The 18,442-nt window shown below is 46.8% G+C and carries 9 protein-coding genes; 1 reads left to right on the top strand and 8 read right to left on the bottom strand.

The features are described from left to right. Positions 1–8 precede the first annotated feature (8 nt). From K2Y22_11000 to K2Y22_10985, 4 genes are all read right to left on the bottom strand, one after another. Positions 9–8,069 carry a hypothetical protein gene (locus K2Y22_11000; GenBank protein ID MBX9878974.1) on the bottom strand — a complete coding sequence of 2,687 codons (8,061 nt, stop codon included), beginning with the start codon at positions 8,067–8,069 and terminating at the stop codon, positions 9–11. 290 nt (positions 8,070–8,359) lie between these two features. Then, a complete protein-coding gene (locus K2Y22_10995; protein MBX9878973.1) occupies positions 8,360–9,844 on the bottom strand; it encodes an RNB domain-containing ribonuclease in 1,485 nt (494 codons plus the stop codon). Positions 9,845–10,023: 179 nt separating this feature from the next. Then, entirely contained in the window at positions 10,024–11,373 is a 1,350-nt protein-coding gene (locus K2Y22_10990) for a cytochrome P450 (protein ID MBX9878972.1), read from the bottom strand. Further along, positions 11,370–12,248: a polyphosphate kinase 2 family protein gene (locus K2Y22_10985; GenBank protein MBX9878971.1), complete on the bottom strand. Its 879-nt coding sequence runs from the start codon at positions 12,246–12,248 to the stop codon at positions 11,370–11,372. The genes K2Y22_10990 and K2Y22_10985 overlap by 4 nt, the downstream gene beginning before the upstream one ends. Positions 12,249–12,392: 144 nt before the next feature. Here K2Y22_10985 and K2Y22_10980 point away from each other — a divergent pair, with 144 nt between their 5' ends. Next, positions 12,393–14,645 (top strand): DUF1156 domain-containing protein, encoded by a 2,253-nt coding sequence (locus tag K2Y22_10980; protein MBX9878970.1) that lies wholly within the window; start codon positions 12,393–12,395, stop codon positions 14,643–14,645. Here the strand turns inward: K2Y22_10980 and K2Y22_10975 are convergent. The 4 genes from K2Y22_10975 to K2Y22_10960 are packed head-to-tail and all read right to left on the bottom strand — an operon-like array spanning position 14,621 to position 18,441. Continuing rightward, complete coding sequence (locus tag K2Y22_10975) at positions 14,621–14,947, bottom strand: hypothetical protein (GenBank protein MBX9878969.1); 327 nt, start codon at positions 14,945–14,947, stop codon at positions 14,621–14,623. The two genes, K2Y22_10980 and K2Y22_10975, sit on opposite strands and share 25 nt — an antisense overlap. Before the next feature lie 11 nt (positions 14,948–14,958). Then, entirely contained in the window at positions 14,959–16,323 is a 1,365-nt protein-coding gene (locus tag K2Y22_10970; GenBank protein MBX9878968.1) for a DUF3370 domain-containing protein, read from the bottom strand. Continuing rightward, positions 16,324–17,910, bottom strand: a complete 1,587-nt coding sequence (amrB, locus tag K2Y22_10965; GenBank protein MBX9878967.1) for an AmmeMemoRadiSam system protein B — start codon at positions 17,908–17,910, stop codon at positions 16,324–16,326. It abuts the gene before it with no gap. A gap of 15 nt (positions 17,911–17,925) precedes the next feature. Further along, the gene (locus K2Y22_10960; protein MBX9878966.1) at positions 17,926–18,441 is read right to left on the bottom strand and encodes a TonB C-terminal domain-containing protein; all 516 of its coding nucleotides are present in this window, start codon (positions 18,439–18,441) and stop codon (positions 17,926–17,928) included. Position 18,442: the final 1 nt, after the last annotated feature.

Raw genomic sequence — 18,442 nt, 5'->3', positions numbered from 1 at the left:
TATATTTATTAGGGCTTGCTGGAGTATGGTCCGTGGCTGTTGGTGACGGACATCATGCATGCGGCCATTTTTACTAGTTTCTTCGTAACTTGCTTGTCGCGCTCATGCGTACTTTGTATGAGTTTGGTCAGTATGTAATTGTTCTCTATCAGAGAAATTGGCGAGACTTCGCAGCGATGAATGATGCCATTGTTTGGTATTGGGTCCATGTGTGTTTTTCTGCGTCCGATGGAATCATTTCCTAGAGTCTGTTTTAGTGAGTCTTCGTCTTCAGCCAGAATGAGTTCTTGTCCGGCAAATACGCGTGTGGACATGTTGCCTGTTGAGACTCTGACTGCGTTGGAGCTGGTTTCATAGAGCGGTCTGACTTTGATGAGTTGAGCTTCTTTGGATATTAGGACTACCGTGTTCGGCGCGATCTGTACAGAGTGCTTGCCTGCAACGATACGTACTGCGTCGGACTTGGTTTCAACAAGAATGTCGCCTGAGCTGTGAGAGACATAGCCTTCTTCAAGATTGAATTTTGAAAATTGCGAGTGTCTTATCGTTGATGTACCGAATTCGGTGCGTGCCATTCCTTTGATTGGTTCGAGAATCTCTTCATCAGGTGCGATAGATGGCGTATAGGCAATTGGTTGCAGGAATGGATTTATGTAATTTCCATCTAGATGATGAGATTCGATTACTATGTCGGAAAAGCCGAGGTTAATTCCTGCATCCGGTCCGCCTGGTACTAAGGAGTCATCCGGGAGAAGTGGCGGATCAGCAGTGATTGTGACGCCGCCACCCAATGTAATAGCTGACGACGAGCGACTGCCGGTGTCGAAGATCATTGTGCCGCCAATCGCGTTTAAGGTGTTGGTTGACGGTTGGGCGTCTATGCCGTTTGCGCCGTAGAAGATTTGTCCACCAGCGACGATGTATTCTGTGACGTTGGATGGAGTGCTTCCTGCTGTCGGCGTTGATGGTGGCGCTCCGATAGTTATTGTGACGTTGCCCTTGCTGGCATTGGGAGTGCCGACTGTGAATGCTCCAATATTAGCTCCGGCATCAATTAGGATATAGCCGTTTGTCGTGTCGTTTTGTCTAATATTCAAATTGCCTTCGTCTGCTCGCACAACGGCTCCGGCTGCAATTGTTAGTGTGCCCCCGTCTGCAGTTAACGACACACTGCCGTTTGTTGCTGCAACATCATTGACGGTCATGGCTCCAGAGCTATTAAGCTCAACACCGAAGGTGCCATTTACGTCACCAGTTGCATCCATGGCTCCAGCCACGCTGACATCTGCGTAGCCGCTGGCAATGCTTGTTAGCGTTACTGTTCCGGTGTTGGTTGAATTTAGATGCAGTCCGCCAGTATTGCTTACAGAGATGCTGGTTGCTGTTGTGGATATTTTGTTGCTTGATGTGCCTATTGTGCCTGAGCCAGTCGACAAAGCAAGTGTGGTGGCAGTAATAACGCCGCCGTTGCGTAAAATGTTTCCATTGCCGCTGCCATTAAGTGTCGCTGTTGTGGCTGTAATATTACCGGTAATGATGATTGTTCCGGCACTCGCCAGTGTAAGCGTGGTGGCGTTGATTGTTGAACCAACTTCTAACTGTCCACCTGACTGAATAGACAACGTATTTCCGCTTGTAGGTTGTACGACATACACTGAACCAGTCGACTGGATGTATCCGTTTCCAGTTGTGGCTACTTGCAGGTAAAATGCGTTTGTGTTTATTTTGGCTGTGCTGCTACCAATATTTCCTGAGGTTGAAATCAAACAGAGAGCACTTGTGCTGATAGAACCTGTCGTCTGCGATATATTGCCGGAGCCATGAGCCGACAGTACTAAATAGCTCGGGGAGCTAATGTTATTGCTTATGGTGATTGAGCCATTATTAGCCGAAGTTGCAAGTTGCATGCTACTGGTGCTGAGCGCTCCTGATACGGTCATGTTATTGTCATTGCTCAAATCTAAGTAGCCGGCAGTAGAGCTGTTTAGAGTAAGTGTTCCGGAATTTGCCAGGTACGCATTTCGGTTACTGGCGTTTACCGTTATTGCCGAAGCTTGTGTATCGAAGCGGTTGCTCGAAGTACCGATGTTGCCACCGGTTACGGTTAAAGTTAACGAATTTGCAATTACTACACCGGACAATTGTGATAGTCCTTGCCAGCAAGCCGAGCTTAGATTTACCGTTGTTGAGCTTCCGCCAATATTGGCATTGATGTTAAATGGACCATTGCTGGTTACTTGGGCTACCGTCAATGTGCCGCCGCTGGACATGGTGATATCGCCGGAAATGGCGAGCCATGAATTTGCTGTGACAGATATGGTGCCCGCCGATGTGGAGATTGGGCTTAATAGCCAAACTCCCATGCCGGTTAATGTGACAGTTGGGTTTGTGCCCGTAATTCCGTTTATTGATAGATCGCCACCAGACGTTACTACGAGTTGACCTGAACCCAAGGTAAATGAGTTGTTGTTTGAGTTGAATGTACCTGCCGTCAAGAAAGTCATGCTCGGCAATGAGCTTGCCGCTATCGTGCTCAGGTCGATGTTACCGCCAATAGTTATGTTGCCGGACATTGTAGATTTTCCAATTACCAAAGAAGTTGCTGATACGTGACTCAAAACTCCTGTGGTCAGGTTGAATACTCCTGAGGTGGTTCCTGAGGCTCCTACTTTTACGGCTTGACTGTCATTGGGATAAATTGTCAAAGATCCGGAGCTAACAGTCACATTTCCTGACAGACTCAAACTGCGAGCGCTAATTGTCATCGGTCCGTTAGTCGAGCTTAGTGTTTTGCCTGAAGCCACGCTCAGAGATGTATTACCTGTAGTTATTAAGCTTGCTGAACCAGTGCTGGATACATTTTGGTCGATAACTATGTTGCCTGCCACAGTGAGATTCATCGTGTTGACTGACGAGCTGCCTAAATGTAGATCGGTGACGCTGGCAGTCAGTGTAACGTTGCCGCCGGTCATTGTTAGTACTGGAGCCGTGCCGGTGAGGCTACCAACAGTTACGGTTCCTGCGGCAACGAAGTTGACTGTGTTGGAGCCAGCTTGAATTGCATAAGTTGATGATGAGAAATTTCCTGCCGTAGCAAATGTCAGATTAGTAACTGGCACAGCGCTCATGCTTGAGAGAGTTACGGTGCCTGCAAGGCTGATGTTGGCTGAACTGTCGGATTTGCCTATTGTTAACTGTGAGGTGGAAAGCAAGGACAAGACAGATGTATTGAGATCGACTTTGCCGCTCACATTTGTTGTACTGCCGACGGCAATTTCGCGAGTTCCGGCAGAATAGAGAGTAATTTGCCCGGCGGTAATACTTCCATTGATTTCCAAAAGATCTGCGCCGAGGGTAATTTGACCGCTTGTGGAGGTCAAGGAATGAGTATTGTCCAGATGGAGAGTGCCAGCGGTTACCAGTTGGATGTTTCCAGCAATATTAATGGTCTGGTCGATGTAGAGATCATCTCCGGTGAATAGACCAATATTTCCGCCGCCGAAATTCGTGAAATTGAGCTGCGAGACATTACTTATGTATACGTCGTCGCATGAGGAGATGGATATGTCACCGGTATCTGTTGAAATTGGCTGGCTGGATGTGCCTATATCTCCGTTGGCGAGAGAAAATTCAACGCTGTCTGCGGCGATGGTTCCACCACCGCCAAGCACATTTCCGGAACCGGAAATGTTAACAGCAACTGTCTTGGAGGGAGCTGAAATTGAGCCGGCGACAGTGACGTTTGCGCCGGTGTTATTAATCGTGATGTCATTGTCTGCACTAATGTCGGAACCACTGGCAATGGTTAAGGCCGTACCATTGCTGGTAATTGTTACGGCACCACCGGCAAAGGCGAGATCGCCTGATAGTTGCATGGCTGTTGTCGGGCTGCTTTGATTGTGAACGGTTATCGTCGCACCTGATTGAGTTGCCGAGATAGATCCATTAGCTGTTACCGTGTTTGTGGTTATGTCCACATTACCCTGACTGGCTGTTAGCGCTCCATTTTGTCTTAGTGAATTAGACGTGAGTGATGTTGTGTTATTGGTTGACACTGTTACAGCTGCACCAATTGATATTGAATCGGCTGAGGTTACCGTTACGGTGCCACCTGTGACTGCTAGGCTTGATGCGTCAGCGCCTGCGGACTTGGTGAAGTTAACAGCTGCGGATGTGCCAGTGGCGGCAAATGAAAGACTTGCGCCTGTGGTTTGAACATGTGCGTCGCTGTCGTTTGCCAAAGTTACGGTTAAGGTGCTGGTCGGAGAAGTAAACTGTGCTCCCATATTACTTGTTTTATTAATAATGAAACCGGAGCCGTCGTTAAGTTTCAGGTTGGATGTGGATACTGCCAATAAAGGCGTTGTCGATGAAAGACTGCTGCCGCCGCTGACTGTTACTTCTGCACCGGATTGTAATTCAACAGAGCCACTTGTTGACGAGATACTGGCAGTGCCAGTCGAACTGAGACTGAATGCATAATCTGATGCAACCGTTAAGTTCGAAGCGGCAGATACAATCATTTGTGCGTTAGTGCCGGTAATCGAAGTTGCCGCTGCCGGAGTACCGTTTAAGAGCAGAGTTCCGGTACTTTGCACTCTTAAGGTGGTGTCTGTTGAGGAAATAGTGCCGTTGTTGGTGAAGGTGCCGTTATTTGCGTTGAAAGTAAATGCGTTGTTTGTTGCCACGGTCACGCTGCTGGCGATACTCGTAGTAGAATTGGTTGCTGTTACTGTGGTTGGCGCGTTGAAATTAATTGTGGAGGTGTTCGTGCCGGCAACTTTAGTGAATGCTACATCTTGATTGTTGTTGGCCGTCACAGTAACTGATGAACCGCTAGTTGAAATTGTGCCACCTGTTGCACTGTCAGGTCCCTTGATTGTGAGAGTTTCCGATACGGTGCCATTATCAATAATGATGCCGGTGCCGGTTGTCTTTGTTGAAGTTATTTTTGAATTGGCTCCCAAGAGATTGATATTAGGCGCTCTGAACGTAGCGGTGCTGTTTTGAATGGTGACGGTGTTGCCGGAGCTTATATTAATTGCTCCTCCGGCTGAATCGGCTACAAATGACACAGAACCACCCGTTCCTGCGTCAAATGTCCGATCATCGGCTAGTGTAATTGCGCCGCTCGAAGCACTTAACAGAATTGTGTTTGCTCCCGAACCCGAGGCTCTCATAATTAGTCCGGTACCGGATGATGCCGTCACCGTCAAACTTGAGTCGCTTATGATATCAATACGTCCGCCGTTTGCGCTTGTATTAATTGAGGAAATGTCGGTGACGGATGCGCTCTTAATGTATATGTTTGCTGCGGACGTGTAGTTCCCGATATTGACTCCAGCTGATGTTTGGGTACCCAGACCAAAAGATCCTGAAGTGATGGCTCCTGCGCTGATTGATACACTCCCACCGGTAATGCTCGCTGCTGTCGTACCGACTGTAATTGCACCTGTACCTAGAGTGCCAATATTTGAAGCGAGGCTTCCCATATCGATAGCCGTGCCGCTGCCGGCGCCAGCAATTATTGTGACAGTGCCATTGGTACCACCAGACACGCCGCCACTGGCTCTCACTTGTACGGTTGAGGGCAGCTGAATTGTGCCCAAACTACCATCTGATGGTTTGCCATAGGCGATCAAGGTTATATTGCCGCCTGCGCCGGTGCCGCTTGTTGTGGAACCCTGACTTGTGAGGCCAGTAATTGCATTCGGCGTAATTAGCTTGATGATGCCGCCGGTTGTGGAAGCACCTGTTACAGAAAGCTGGCTGGTCGAAGTGTTTGTGAATGCCGCTCCGGCAATAAGCGTCAGCGCGCCACCACTACCTGTGGTGCTTGATGTGTCAATAACTGTTGGTAAAGAGGCGGTCGTGATATTTCCTGAGGCCACAACTGCCAATGGTCCGCCTGTTGTTGTGACTGTTTTGAGTATTACATCAGTACCGGATAGTGTGACTTTGCCGCCGGCAAAGCTGCCGACTCTAGCAGCAGTCACGGTTCCAGGAGTAAGCGAAGTGCCTCCATACATGGCAATAGTACCGCCGGCTCCGGATGTGGAAGCGCTGGCTGTTACACTAGTTGCTGATACGACTCCGTCGCCGGAGATATCAACGTTTCCACCCTTGCCCGTGCCGACGCCACTTGCCGTGACGGCTCCTAGTGATACATCAGCACCGGAGTGAATCACGACACTACCGCCGTCATATGATCCGGTGCCGGCAGTTGAACTGTCGGCAATTGAACTAATAGTCACGTTGCCACCGGCATTGATATCTATGTTAGCGGCTTTAGCTGTCAATGTGCCTAAATTCACTGTTGCAGATTGCAATGTGCCCGGTGTGAATGAACCTGTCATTGCTCCGTTTTGAATATATACATAGGTGCCGGCGGTTAGCGTTGGCGTTGCTGCGTAGGCCGTTATCGTGTCTTGTGATGTGCCATTGACGTTTGTTGATGATCCTACCGAGTTGACATTTATAGCGCCTGTAGTGATTGATGTTCCGGATGTCGCTCCGGCAATAATTGTCACATTGCCGTTGGCGTGACGTCCTCCGGATTTAATTGTTAAACCTGTCGGCACGCTGATAACACCTTTCGAGCCGTCGTCCGGATCAGCAAAAGCAATTAGTGTAATTGCACCGCCATCTCCTGTTCCGCTGGTTGTCGACCCTTCAGCTTCCAGAGCAGTGACATTTGTCAGTGTGATGCTGCCGCCTGTTGAGCTGGCGCCTCGGATTTCTAGTTGTGTTGTCGTGTCGCCGGGATTTTGAGGATTGGTTGGCAAAACATCATTAGGACCTCCAGACACTAAGTGCACATCAGCACCGGCGATAAGTGTTATGGCTCCTGCATGTCCTGTTGTAGAACTCGTTTTGATATTGCCGACGCCTGAAGCTGTGAGTATGTCACCTTTTGCGACAACTGCCAGCGGTGCACCGGCGAATTCCAGTGGACCATTAATGGTTACGTCTCCCAAGGTGTTATAGAAAGTTGGATCACCGGAAAGTTCAATCGTGCCTAAGTTTAAAGAGCTGGTTGCTGCTTGTACATGAGCCTCACCTGCATAAATATTGGTGAGTCCCACTAGGTCATTGACGTTAACTCTGGCAACTCCAGTTCCGGAATAAATATTCAAAACTTCGCTCACAACATCGCCGCCCCAAAGCAACATGTGATTCTTGCTGGTGAAATTTGCGTCTCTAATATTTATCGAACCTAGCGCTGCTTCCAAACGTCCGGCAATATTATTTATAACGAGATTTTGAGCGGTGGCACTGGCGATATTGATATTGCCCATCTGCGCGGCAATCACGCCGGAATTTTCAATAAGAGAACTCATCAAATTGACATTATTCACTGCTTGCATGACGGCAGTCATGGAAGCAGTAGAGGTATTGGTAATGGCACCGCCTGCAGTCATCGTCAAGTCAGCACTGCTGGCAATAGTGCCGGCATTGTAGATGTTGTTCGTGGCATTTAATACCAAACTAAGACTTGAAACTAAATTGCTGCATCCTGCCAAACCGCTTGTCGGAAGGACAGACGTAATTGTTGCACCGGCTAAGTTGGATATATTTGCGCTGTTTATGGCTGCCTGTGTAATGGCAGAGTTGGAGGAAACAGCATAGAAAGTTCCGGAGTTAACAAAATTGCCGGTCATCGAAAGTGCAGATATATTTGCAAAGTCACTTATCGCCGTGACCCCTTGCGGTATCACCAGGCTATGAAGATTTTGAGTAATTGACGAAGTGATGTGGAAGGTGCCGCCAACTGCGTTACCTGATGCCCCAAGTAGAATTGACTGCTGACCCTGCGCCAATACCTGCATGACAGCAATTGTCTCTGCAGGCGTTAAGTAGTCTGTCGGTGTTACAGTCCTGGCGACGTCGCCGACATTTATTGAAACAGAACTAAATGTCGGCAAAGTCGTAGCTGCCACACTCTGTTGAGTGGAACTCAAATCAACTTCGTTCGAGGTAGGGGGTGCCTCTTGAGCAAAGCTATTCAATTGTAGACAAAGTAGGCCAGCCGAAAGCAATCCAACGATTGCACGTGGATCGAATCGCATAATTTTTATATCCCTAAAAGTGTCCCCTAACCACTTGCCTCTAGATGAGGCTGGTTCGTGCCCCCACAAACCTCTTTACAACATTAGCACGAGTTAGTTATCGTAAGGACTTCCTCGCTATATTGAAGGTCGTAGTTAGGTATAGACAGAGCCGAATTGTGTGACTATTTCATCGTTTCGGAGTAGTGCGTTGGTGAGATAAAATTTGACAGACGCGCGTTACAAATCGCTAACCAAGCGGGTTTGAAGCGAACAACTTCTCTTTAATCTATAACTATAAGAGTATTATTTTAGCGATGATGTTTGCCGACTCTAGCAAAGTCGATGTAGGCATTCTCGAGATCAATTTCCACCAGCCTCACTTTTACTTTGTCACCGACATCCACCCCGTGTTGACCTCGAACAATCATGCCTTCTGCCGGCGGTTTTATCAGCCGCACAAATGTGGCGCCTGCCTTTTTACCGGTGACAATGCCTTCGTATGTTTCTCCAATGTGGCTGGACAATAGGACGGCGGCCGCCAATTTACGCATCGTGCGCTCAACCTTGTTAGCCGCCTCTTCTTTGTGATTGCAGTTAAGTGCTATTTCCTCTAATTGATCCATGGAATACGGAATTGCGGACGCAGTAAGTACTGCTTTCAGCAGGCGTTGAGTGACCATGTCCGGATAACGCCTATTGGGTGCAGTGGAATGAGTATAGTTGCGCACCGCCAGGGCGAAGTGTCCGATGTCTTTTTGTCCTGGAACTTCGATTACATATTCACCTCGTCCCAATAGTTTGACGATGGTCAACGAAAGATCAGGAAAACGTAATGGGTCTTCTTCTTTTCTCGAAAGGAGAAACTCTCTTAACGCTCGGGCATCCGGATTGTGCGGTAATTTTTCACCGTACTGTTCGGCAACTTCGACGATTCTGTCCCAGCGATCCGGAATCTTCACTATACGTTTAATAGAAGGGACGTTAGCTTTCTCTAGAAACTTAGATACAGTTCTATTAGCAGAAATCATGAAATTCTCAATGACCAAACGCGCAGGATTACTTTCTACGACAACTAAGTCAATTACTGTGCCGTCTGCAGTAATAGGCGTTGCCTCAAGGGTTTTCAAAACAAGCGAACCCTGCTTGTCGCGCCAATTTTGAATCTTTTGGGCAATGTCATTTTGCAAATGAATTTGTTCGGTAAGACCTTTGGTGTCTGCAATTTTCTCCGGTGCCGGTCCTCCAATTTCCAGCCATCTTCCCACCATTTCGTAATTGAGTTTGGCATGGTTATGAACTATAGCTGGATAAATGCTGCTTTCCGTGACATTGCCATCTTCGTTGAGGAGCATGTCCACGACCATTGCCTCGCGATCAACTCCTTCAAGAAGCGAAGTAAGGTCATAAGAAAGTTCTTCCGGCAACATGGGAAATGTGACGATGCCCGTGTAAACAGACGTCGTGTTGCTTGCAGCGTGCACGTCAATAGCACTGTTCTTTTTCACATAGGCATCGACATCGGCAATAGCTACGACCAATCGATAAGTGCCGTAAGGAAGTTTTTCCGCGTACTCAAGTTGATCAAGATCTCTTGAATCAGGATTATCTATTGAACTCCAAAGAAGTTCGCGCAGATCGCGCCTTTCTAATTTGTCCGTATGCGCCTGATAGCTTTTCGCATCGTGCGCCTCTTTCTTGGCGGCTTTATCAAAGTCAGGTAGTAGCCCTGCCATCACCATCTCAAGATGGGCTCTTGAAGCTAGATCTAATTGCATGGGTTTAAAGGTAGTCAATTGGCTCTCCGCTAACAGACACCAATTTTAACAGCCGCGCTCAACAAAATGAAAGTCCGGACCTGAGTTGTCCGGACGTTCATAAGCGCCATCCCTGGCGTCTGCAACAATGTCAATTTTTAAGCCATAGTAGCTAGAACACTATGCGAAGAGGCAATGTACTCACTAGGTTCCTGGTTTTAGTTGTCTCTTTTAAGAACATGCGCTTTAATTCCATATCTTGGGCGAAGAGTAAATGTGGGATCCGGATCAATATTTTGATTCGGCAGAGGAATAAACTTAAGTTTTTGGGCAATTGCTGCTAATGCCAGCGTTGCCTCCATGAGCGAAAACTCTTTGCCTATGCAGGCTCGTTGACCACCGCCAAAGGGAAAGTAGGCAAACTTTGGGCGTTGAGCGACTTTGTCTTTTTCGAAACGCTCCGGCATGAAAGCATGAGGTTCTTCCCAAAATTCGGGGTGCTTGTGAGTGATGTATTGAACGAGAGTTATCGGTCTACCTTTGCGCACAATATAGCCGCCAATTTCTTCGTCTTCTTTTGCTTCGCGAATAATACCCCAGGCAGGCGGATATAGCCTAAGGGACTCTTCGATGACCATTCTTGTGTAAGGAAGATTCGGCAAGTCTTCCACTGATGGCATTCTGCCACCTAACGCTGATTTCAATTCGTCTAGAAGAATGGCTTCTTTGTCCGGATTGAGACTCAGCAAATACCATGTCCATGTTAGGGCTGCAGCAGTTGTATCATGCCCGGCAAGCATGAGTGTTATTACTTCGTCGCGCAATAGCTCGTTGGACATTGATTCGCCCGATTCGTCGTCTGTCGCCCGCAATAGTGCAGAGAGTAGATCGTTTTCATCAATTCCTGATTGACGGCGCTTTGAGATGATTTCCATTACTACTGAATCAAGTTCAGCTTTTGCTTTTAGAAACTGGCGATTACGTTTTGTCGGTACCCATTCAGGTAGACTAAATGCATGTCCCATGCGGTAATTGACGTGTTCGAGCGCTATGCGCATGGTTGTACCGACTCGTTCGGAGTATTCATGGAGGTCAGTGCTAAATAGAGCCTTGCCGACAATATCCAGTGTCAAGGCACCCATTTCATCTGCAATGTCGATAACTGACTCGGTGGTCAGTTTTTCCCAATTGTTTATATGTTCTATAGTTGTATCGACCATCGATTGCGCAAGCAAGGCTAATCTCGTTTTGTGGAATGCGGGCTGAGCAAGCCTCCTTTGTCTCATCCACAATGCGCCTTCAGATACTACTAGACCATTGCCGACAAGCAGCGACATCGGACGATTGAATACATCCGGTTTGCGAAAGTTTTGCTGGTGTGTTTGCAAAACATGTTCAACGGCTGTCGGATGCGTGAATAAGTACCAGTAATATCCTGGAATGCTCGTGAGCCTTACGCAGTCGCCGAATTCTTTCCACGCACTTTCGTAAAGAGTCAGTGGTGTTTCTATAGCGGCCATACCCGAGCCCCAGAGAAAGTGTCCTTTGGGTCCAGGTGGTTGTTTCATTTCGTTTCACCTAAAAGTTGTTCTTTGGCTGACTTAAGCTCTTTCAATTTTTGTTTGCTCAATTGAGGATATTCGGGATTGAGCATTTTGAGCTTGCTGCTGATTATGTCGGAAACTAGAAGTCGCGCAAACGGCTTGTAGTCCGCCGGAATGATATACCACGGTGCCCATTTTGTGGATGTGTGATTGAAGCATTCTTCATAAGCCTTCATGTAATCTTTCCAGTATTGTCTTTCGACAATGTCTTGGCTCGAGAATTTCCAATTCTTTTCCGGATTTTCAATCCGCTCAAGAAAACGTCTTTTCTGCTCTTCTTTGGAAACATTCAAGAAGAACTTTATGATTGTGGTGCCATTTTGTGTCAAATACTTCTCAAAATTGTTCATCTCTTCAAAGCGCTGTTGCCAAAGTTTTGGTGAGGCTTTTAAAGGTGGATGTTGCTGTTCCAGAAGTTCGGGATGAACTCTCACTACGAGCACTTCTTCATAGTATGACCGGTTGAATATGCCGATCCGACCACGTTCGGGGAGTCGTTTGGCGCAACGCCAGAGGTAATCATGATCTAATTCTTCTGTCGATGGTTGTTTGAAAGCATGCACGTCGCAACCCTGTGGGTTAATACCGGACATGACGTGTTTTATAGTCCCATCTTTGCCGGCGGCATCCAGTGCCTGGAAGATAATTAGCACGGAAAGTGCGTTTTGTGCCGAAAGCTTGTCTTGCAGGGAAGCTAATTTCTTTACGCCTTGTTTGAGTTTGTCCTCTGCTTCATCGGAATTCAAATCATTTGGACGATAGCTTGGGTTGTAATCTCTTTTGAGAGATATTTTCTCGCCTGGAGGGACCATGAATTTGTCGAAGTTGTTTTCTGCCATGCGAAGATCTCAAGAATGTATTGCTAATAAGCTGTCTAATCGGTATTACTGTCGTGTATTATGACTAAAGTTTACGCAGTTGCAGCAAACTATTGTGAAACGTAACTGTCACGTTGTCGATTACTGTTACCAAGAGCTGAAGCAATGTCGAGACAAAAGCTAATTGAGGTTACGCTTCCGCTTAATAGTTTGAATATTGCCGCTCAAAAGGACAAAAATCCCTTTCTAAAAGGGCATCCTCGCTCGCTTCACCTGTGGTGGTCGCGCAAACCTTTAGCTGTTTGCCGAGCGATATTATTTGCGTCCTTAGTAGATGATCCGGCAAGTTGCCCTGAGCGTTTTCCAAGCCTTGATGAGCAAAGCCGTGAAAGAGATAGATTGCTCTCCATCATGGAAACTCTTATTGGTGCAAACGCATCTGATGATGAGGTTTTCGCTCAAGCTCGGTTGGAAATCGAAAAGGCAACAGGCGGCATGCCACCGCGCATTTATGATCCTTTTGCCGGTGGTGGTTCCATTCCGTTAGAGGCGAAACGCTTGGGGCTGGAAGCACACGGTTCTGACATTAATCCTCTGGCAGTGATAATAAACAAAGCCCTAATCGAGATTCCGGAAAAATTCGCGCAGGGATCATCACTTACTGAGGCAATTAGCTTTTATGGCAATTGGATGCAAGAGGAAAGTAAAAGAAGGCTTGATTATCTCTATCCTAACGAAGGTCAAAAAGTTATTGCCTGGCTCTACTGTCGTTCGGTCAAATGTCCAAATCCGACTTGTGTCGTCGACGTCCCACTAATTAGTAAATTTTGGCTTTGTACGAAAGCCGGTAAGCAAGCCTGGATCAATCCGCTTGTTGAGGATGGAAAAGTTGGTTTTGAGATAATTCATGGCAAGGCTGATGACGAACTTAAACCGCGCCTGGCAGCCGGCACCCGTTTGATTTTGGAAACAGGTAAAGCGGCAAAAGCGGCTTTCCAGTGTTTGGTTTGCAGCGAAGTTGTGAAGGGCAAGTACATTCATTTGCAGGCCGAGAACAGTCAGTTGGGGTTTTTGCCTCTAGCAACTGTTGTTCAGAACAAGCGTGGTCGTAAATATTTGCCGTACTCATTGACTAAGATGACCGAATTGAATGAGGCTTGCGCAAAAGCTCTAGACATTTATCGCCGGACTAACAATATTCCCAATGAAAAAACTCGTGGAACATTTGCCAGCAACGCGCAGGGACGTGCTTATGGGTTTAAAACTTTCAGCGATTATTTTATGCCGCGTCAACTTCTTTCTTTATGCGTACTCAGCGATTTAGTCGAAGAAGTGAAAGCTCATGTTATGCAATCGGGCATGTGGAAGTTGCCTGATGATTGCACTACTCTGGAATCGGGTGGATCGGGACTCGCGGCTTTCGCTGATGCAGTTGCAACTTATCTGGCATTTGCCGTCAATCATTTAGTTAGATATTCAACTCTTTTAAATCCCTGGAATACAACCAATCAAAATGTCGCTCAAGTATTTGGACGCCAAGCAATGCAAATGACCTGGGACTTTGCCGAGGCAAATATACTTGACGGTTCGCTTACAATCGCCACCGCAAGTGAGTGGGTGGCATCAGCTGTTAATAATTTGCCGCGCTCCTCTCAAACGCAAAAAACCAGTGTAATACGTCAATTGAATTCCGTTGACTGCCAGGGTTCAACAAGTTCGGCTGTAGTAGTAACTGATCCACCTTACTACAACTATGTAAGTTATGCCGACCTTTCTGATTTCTTCTATGTGTGGCTGAAACGTTCTTTGTCCGGGATTCATAGGGAATTGTTTTCCGATCATTTGGTTCCTAAGAATGAGGAACTCGTCGTGGCACCTCATCGGTTCGATGGCGATGAAAAAGAGGCACGCAAGCATTTTATCGATGGTCTCACTGATTCTTTTGCCGGCATACAAAGTATTTCCGACTCAAAATATCCTACAGCTGTTTTCTATGCTTTCAATCCAAAAGATGATTTCAGTGGCTGGGAAGCAATGCTTGAATCACTGCTTACGTCAGGCTGGATGCTCACTACTTATTGGACATTGGCTACTGAGCGCTCAACAAGAATGGTTGCTCGCGGTGGTAGTAAGTGTTTAGCTTCATCCTTGCTTTTGATTATTAGAAAACGTCCTGCCACCGCCCCAAATATAAGTGCCGGCGATCTATGCCTTAAACTCCGCGCCGAACTGCCGGCAAGAATCGCCGAGCTGGAGACGAGTGGTCATGCGCAAGTGGATAGATTGCAGCTAAGCCTTCTAGAGGGCGCTAAAATTCTGTCGAGCTTTAAGAATGTGCTTGAAGAAGATGGTACAGTCATGCCGCAAGCAAAAGCCATAAAGTTGGTTATAGCTCAGCTCTTTTTAAAGGTTACGTAGATAGCCGAGCAAAATAAAATCAAAGTCACGCCCATGGCGAACTTTATGATCATCCACAACGGCTCCATGATAAACGAAGTCACAAAAGGTGCCAGAAGAAGTGCGGCAACAGGCCACATAATGCCGAAGCAGGCGATTGCGCCTACGATGGTGCCTATCCATAACCACTTTTGCAAGAGCAGGTCGTCAGGTGTTTCGGTCAATCGTCTGAGCTTATCTGAATCACCAGCCATACGGGAGGATTCGTAATCGCGCAGATAAGCGACAATCAAATTCTTGTATTCTCTCAGCGTATCAGCCATTGTGTGGCTCCTTATTGAGCGCCGGCTGTTTCAGCCGGCAGCGTCTTGAATGTCAACACTTGCGGTGGTGTTGAGTCCGGGGGATAGAGGAATTCGACTCTCACAGTGCGCGTTGATCCGGGTTTCATTTTCAAGGTTATAAGCGGCTGTCCTTGTTGCCCACGTCTTGAAACTATATGGACATATTTTGTCTGCTCTTGTCCGTCGTCATCTTTGTAGCTCAAGCGCAATGTGCCCCGAAAGAAAATCTTGTTCGGCACAGGATAAAGAAAACTTAGTTGTCCTTCTTTCTTCTCGCTCTTCAATGGAGTTTGAAACGTAACGGCTACAGTACGCGCTGTTGGAGCGGGATTATGCAATGGCAATGTTAAATCGTATTTGATTCCGTAATTGCCGTGAGCTTGAAAGGCTGTGTCGGGATACCGAGCTAAAAGCGGTGCGCTTTGAATTTGCTCTGTACCCCAGGTACCGCCGTCTATTGAGCTAATTGCATACGATAGGGCTTTGCCCAATTCCGGGACTTGAATTTTCTTCGGCTTGCACAACCAAGTATCGCCTTCGGCAACTCCTGCTACCCTGCCATAAATTAGTGGTCTTGCATGAGTTGGTGTTGCCGCCTTTTCTCTTGGTGTTGAAAGATCCATTGTATTTAGTACTTTTAACCAATCGTCTAAATTTGGCGCAACATCTTGATGATTGCTGTCTACTTTGGCAAATGTTGCCAGATCAGCGATGGAAACAGGCCCATTAGACTTTAGTTTAAACAAAGCCGATCTGCCGTTTAAATGAGGTTGCAGATCTGTGACAGGTATTGCCCAGCAAGCAAGAACAGCGGTCTCGTGCGGAGCTAGAATGATTTTGCCAGGAGTGCTTGTGGTTTCTCGCAGGAGTTCGCTGGTCACGCGATCACCCGGTCCGGCAAATACGTTGCCGTCAGTATTATCCGCGTAGTCTTGTAACGGCACAAAAGGCGCATCCGGTTGACTTAGATAACTAGCTATTTGCAAAATATGAACTGTTGTTTTCTTATCTGAGTTGTTGTGAATCAAAAGAGCTTGATAAAGTGTTTTGATTTCATTTTCAGTTACTGTTTTTGCTATGTGGTGAGTGAAGATATCGAATCTTCCTGTCAGCGGATAATTCAAATGTGCATCAGGAAAACTTTTGCCTTCTTTGGGGAAGGTGGATAGCAAAATGCCTTCATTAGTCACTACTTCCGGACTGTTTGAATTGAATACGGGCACTTTGTCTAATTTGCCTGGCAGCGCACGTACTTCTTGTGCTTCCACAATGGTTTTAGGGTTAGGTTCATCGGCACTTGCTAGGCTTGTAGACAATACAAGAAGGCAAAATAAAAGTAGGGGGAAGTATTTCATCTAGTTATGCTTTCCTTCCTCAAACACCTCGGCTTGAAATACATCGAAGTGGGCACCTTCTTTCCAGTCATCGGGCTCGAGTCCTGCTTTCTTAGACAATTGGGTAAGAGTTTCATCAAGTGTCCAGCCGAATTGCGGTGCGACAAAAGGTAAGAAAACCGACTGCTTGCCATTCTTAGCTAGAACAATGCCGTCGCGCCCCAGCACGATTTCCTTGTAACTGGAAATGGGACGTGGCTTAGATAGTACGCTAATTTCCACCTCGATATCTTTCAGCTCTTCCGGTTTGACCGAATCAAATCGATAGTCGACAGAGCATGCTGAAACAGCGTTTTCTTGTACCGATTGCCACAATGGTTTTAACGGCCAGATATGACCGATGCAACCTCTAAGTTCTTTGTGTTTGTTGAGGGTGACAAAGGCGCCTTTTTCTTCTAGTAAAGCTTTGCTTGGTGCTATGCCCAATTCAGCCAGTGTAGGTACGGTCTTTTTGTCAACATATGAATTAAGTGTTGACCGCGCAATTTTCAGAAGTGCCTGTTTGTCCGCTTCCGACAGTTTGTCGGATTTTATGCTTTGCGGTTGAGACCAGTCTTTGCCGGAAAATGCAATGGATAAATAGCTTACTGAATTGTCGCTTTCTGATTGTGCGGTGTCTTGAGACGTGTAGTAATTAAGCAGGGTTGTGTGAGTGCCTGTATCGAGCATTGACAGCAAGACACAACACGGATAGAAACCACATATTGTATCTTTGGTTTTTTCCTGAAATTCCAAAAAGCCCGTCAGATCAATTTTGCTTATGTAATCATAGGCCTGCTCGTCTAATTTTCGAATATTTTCTTTGATGTTTGTAGTAAAAGGTTGATAGTCGTAACGTGGACCAAAGTGTGTGAAATCCGAACTGACGACAACAAGATCGTCCTTGGTGATATACCGACGCAATAATTCACCAGTTAATTTAACATCTGCCTTGCTCGGAAGAGTACCAATAACAATGGGCACAATACTAACTTCGCCGAGTACTTCCCGGATGAAAGCGAGTTGCATTTCGAGAGCATGTTCCACTCTGTGCACGTCCGGCATGCGCTTAAAGGCAGGATAATGCTGCAACTGCGATACTACATCTCGATCTACATAGAGATCGCCCAAAGGTGTTGCATAAGTTGTTGCTGTCGGCAGTGCCGCACCCTGGAAGGCAACATAATGGCTCGGCGCCAAAAGAAATACTCTTTTGATGTTTTTGCCTTGTACTGACTTGTAAGCGTAAGCTGCTGCTTGTCCGGAATAAACATAGCCTGCGTGCGGTACGATAATTGCAGTAATAGGCGAAGTTACAGGTGAATTCGTTTTGGTCAGAATGCCGGCACTTTGTTCATCAACAGGTGGAGTTGCCTTTGCTAGGAATTGATCTAACTGATTTTTTAAAACTTCGGGATCTGCCTCATACCAGGTACCGGCATACATCGGGCGTCTGGTGCCTTCAATGCCTATCTGACCTTTTGCTTTATTCTGACCTAGTCCCCACATGGCTAACAAAATCAGTCCGCACGCAACTGATCTCCTTGTACGATTTGAGTTGAAGTACAAATTGACCTCCGTATTCTACGGATTAACAGGAACTGCGACTTTTCCCAGCGGTTCTAAATGTGTCTTTAAATTGGAAGAGCTTTCGTGTTGGCTCGATGTGGAATCAAACGTCAATGTCAGACGTGCCGATGGTGTATTACCCGGCAAAGAATCAAGCGGTTGCGCTTGATTGAAAGCTTGATTGGCCGCTTCTTCTGCTGCTGCACTTTTGGGTGAACTCGAAATTTGAAAATCAGAAACTATACCATCGGCAGACAAGACGCATTGAATGGTGACATGGTTTTTGCCATCCGGATAATTCCAGTTGGTATTTAGCTTGCTGCGCAACTGAGTTGCATAAGCGTTATATTGAGGCGTAAGGTTTTGAGTCTTTGGCATAGGCATATTAGGAGCCATCGGTGCCGCTGCCGGAGCCGCTTTTGCCGGTGCCGCTTTTGCCGGTGCCGCCTTCTTTGCAGGAGCCGCATAAGCTTGTACCGCTGAGAGTGACAGGACTATCAAGCTGGATAGAAAAGCTTCACGAGTAAACACC

It is taken from the genome of Candidatus Obscuribacterales bacterium (assembly GCA_019744775.1).
Classification (GTDB): domain Bacteria; phylum Cyanobacteriota; class Vampirovibrionia; order Obscuribacterales; family Obscuribacteraceae; genus SBAT01.
This window is presented reverse-complemented; position numbering and strand designations above follow the sequence as displayed.

What these genes read in the sequence shown, in the direction of transcription:
- K2Y22_11000 (MBX9878974.1), bottom strand. Translation starts at nt 8,069, where the DNA reads ATGCGATTCGATCCACGTGCAATCGTTGGATTGCTTTCGGCTGGCCTA.
- K2Y22_10990 (MBX9878972.1), bottom strand. Translation starts at nt 11,373, where the DNA reads ATGAAACAACCACCTGGACCCAAAGGACACTTTCTCTGGGGCTCGGGT.
- K2Y22_10985 (MBX9878971.1), bottom strand. Translation starts at nt 12,248, where the DNA reads ATGGCAGAAAACAACTTCGACAAATTCATGGTCCCTCCAGGCGAGAAA.
- K2Y22_10980 (MBX9878970.1), top strand. Translation starts at nt 12,393, where the DNA reads ATGTCGAGACAAAAGCTAATTGAGGTTACGCTTCCGCTTAATAGTTTG.
- K2Y22_10975 (MBX9878969.1), bottom strand. Translation starts at nt 14,947, where the DNA reads ATGGCTGATACGCTGAGAGAATACAAGAATTTGATTGTCGCTTATCTG.
- K2Y22_10970 (MBX9878968.1), bottom strand. Translation starts at nt 16,323, where the DNA reads ATGAAATACTTCCCCCTACTTTTATTTTGCCTTCTTGTATTGTCTACA.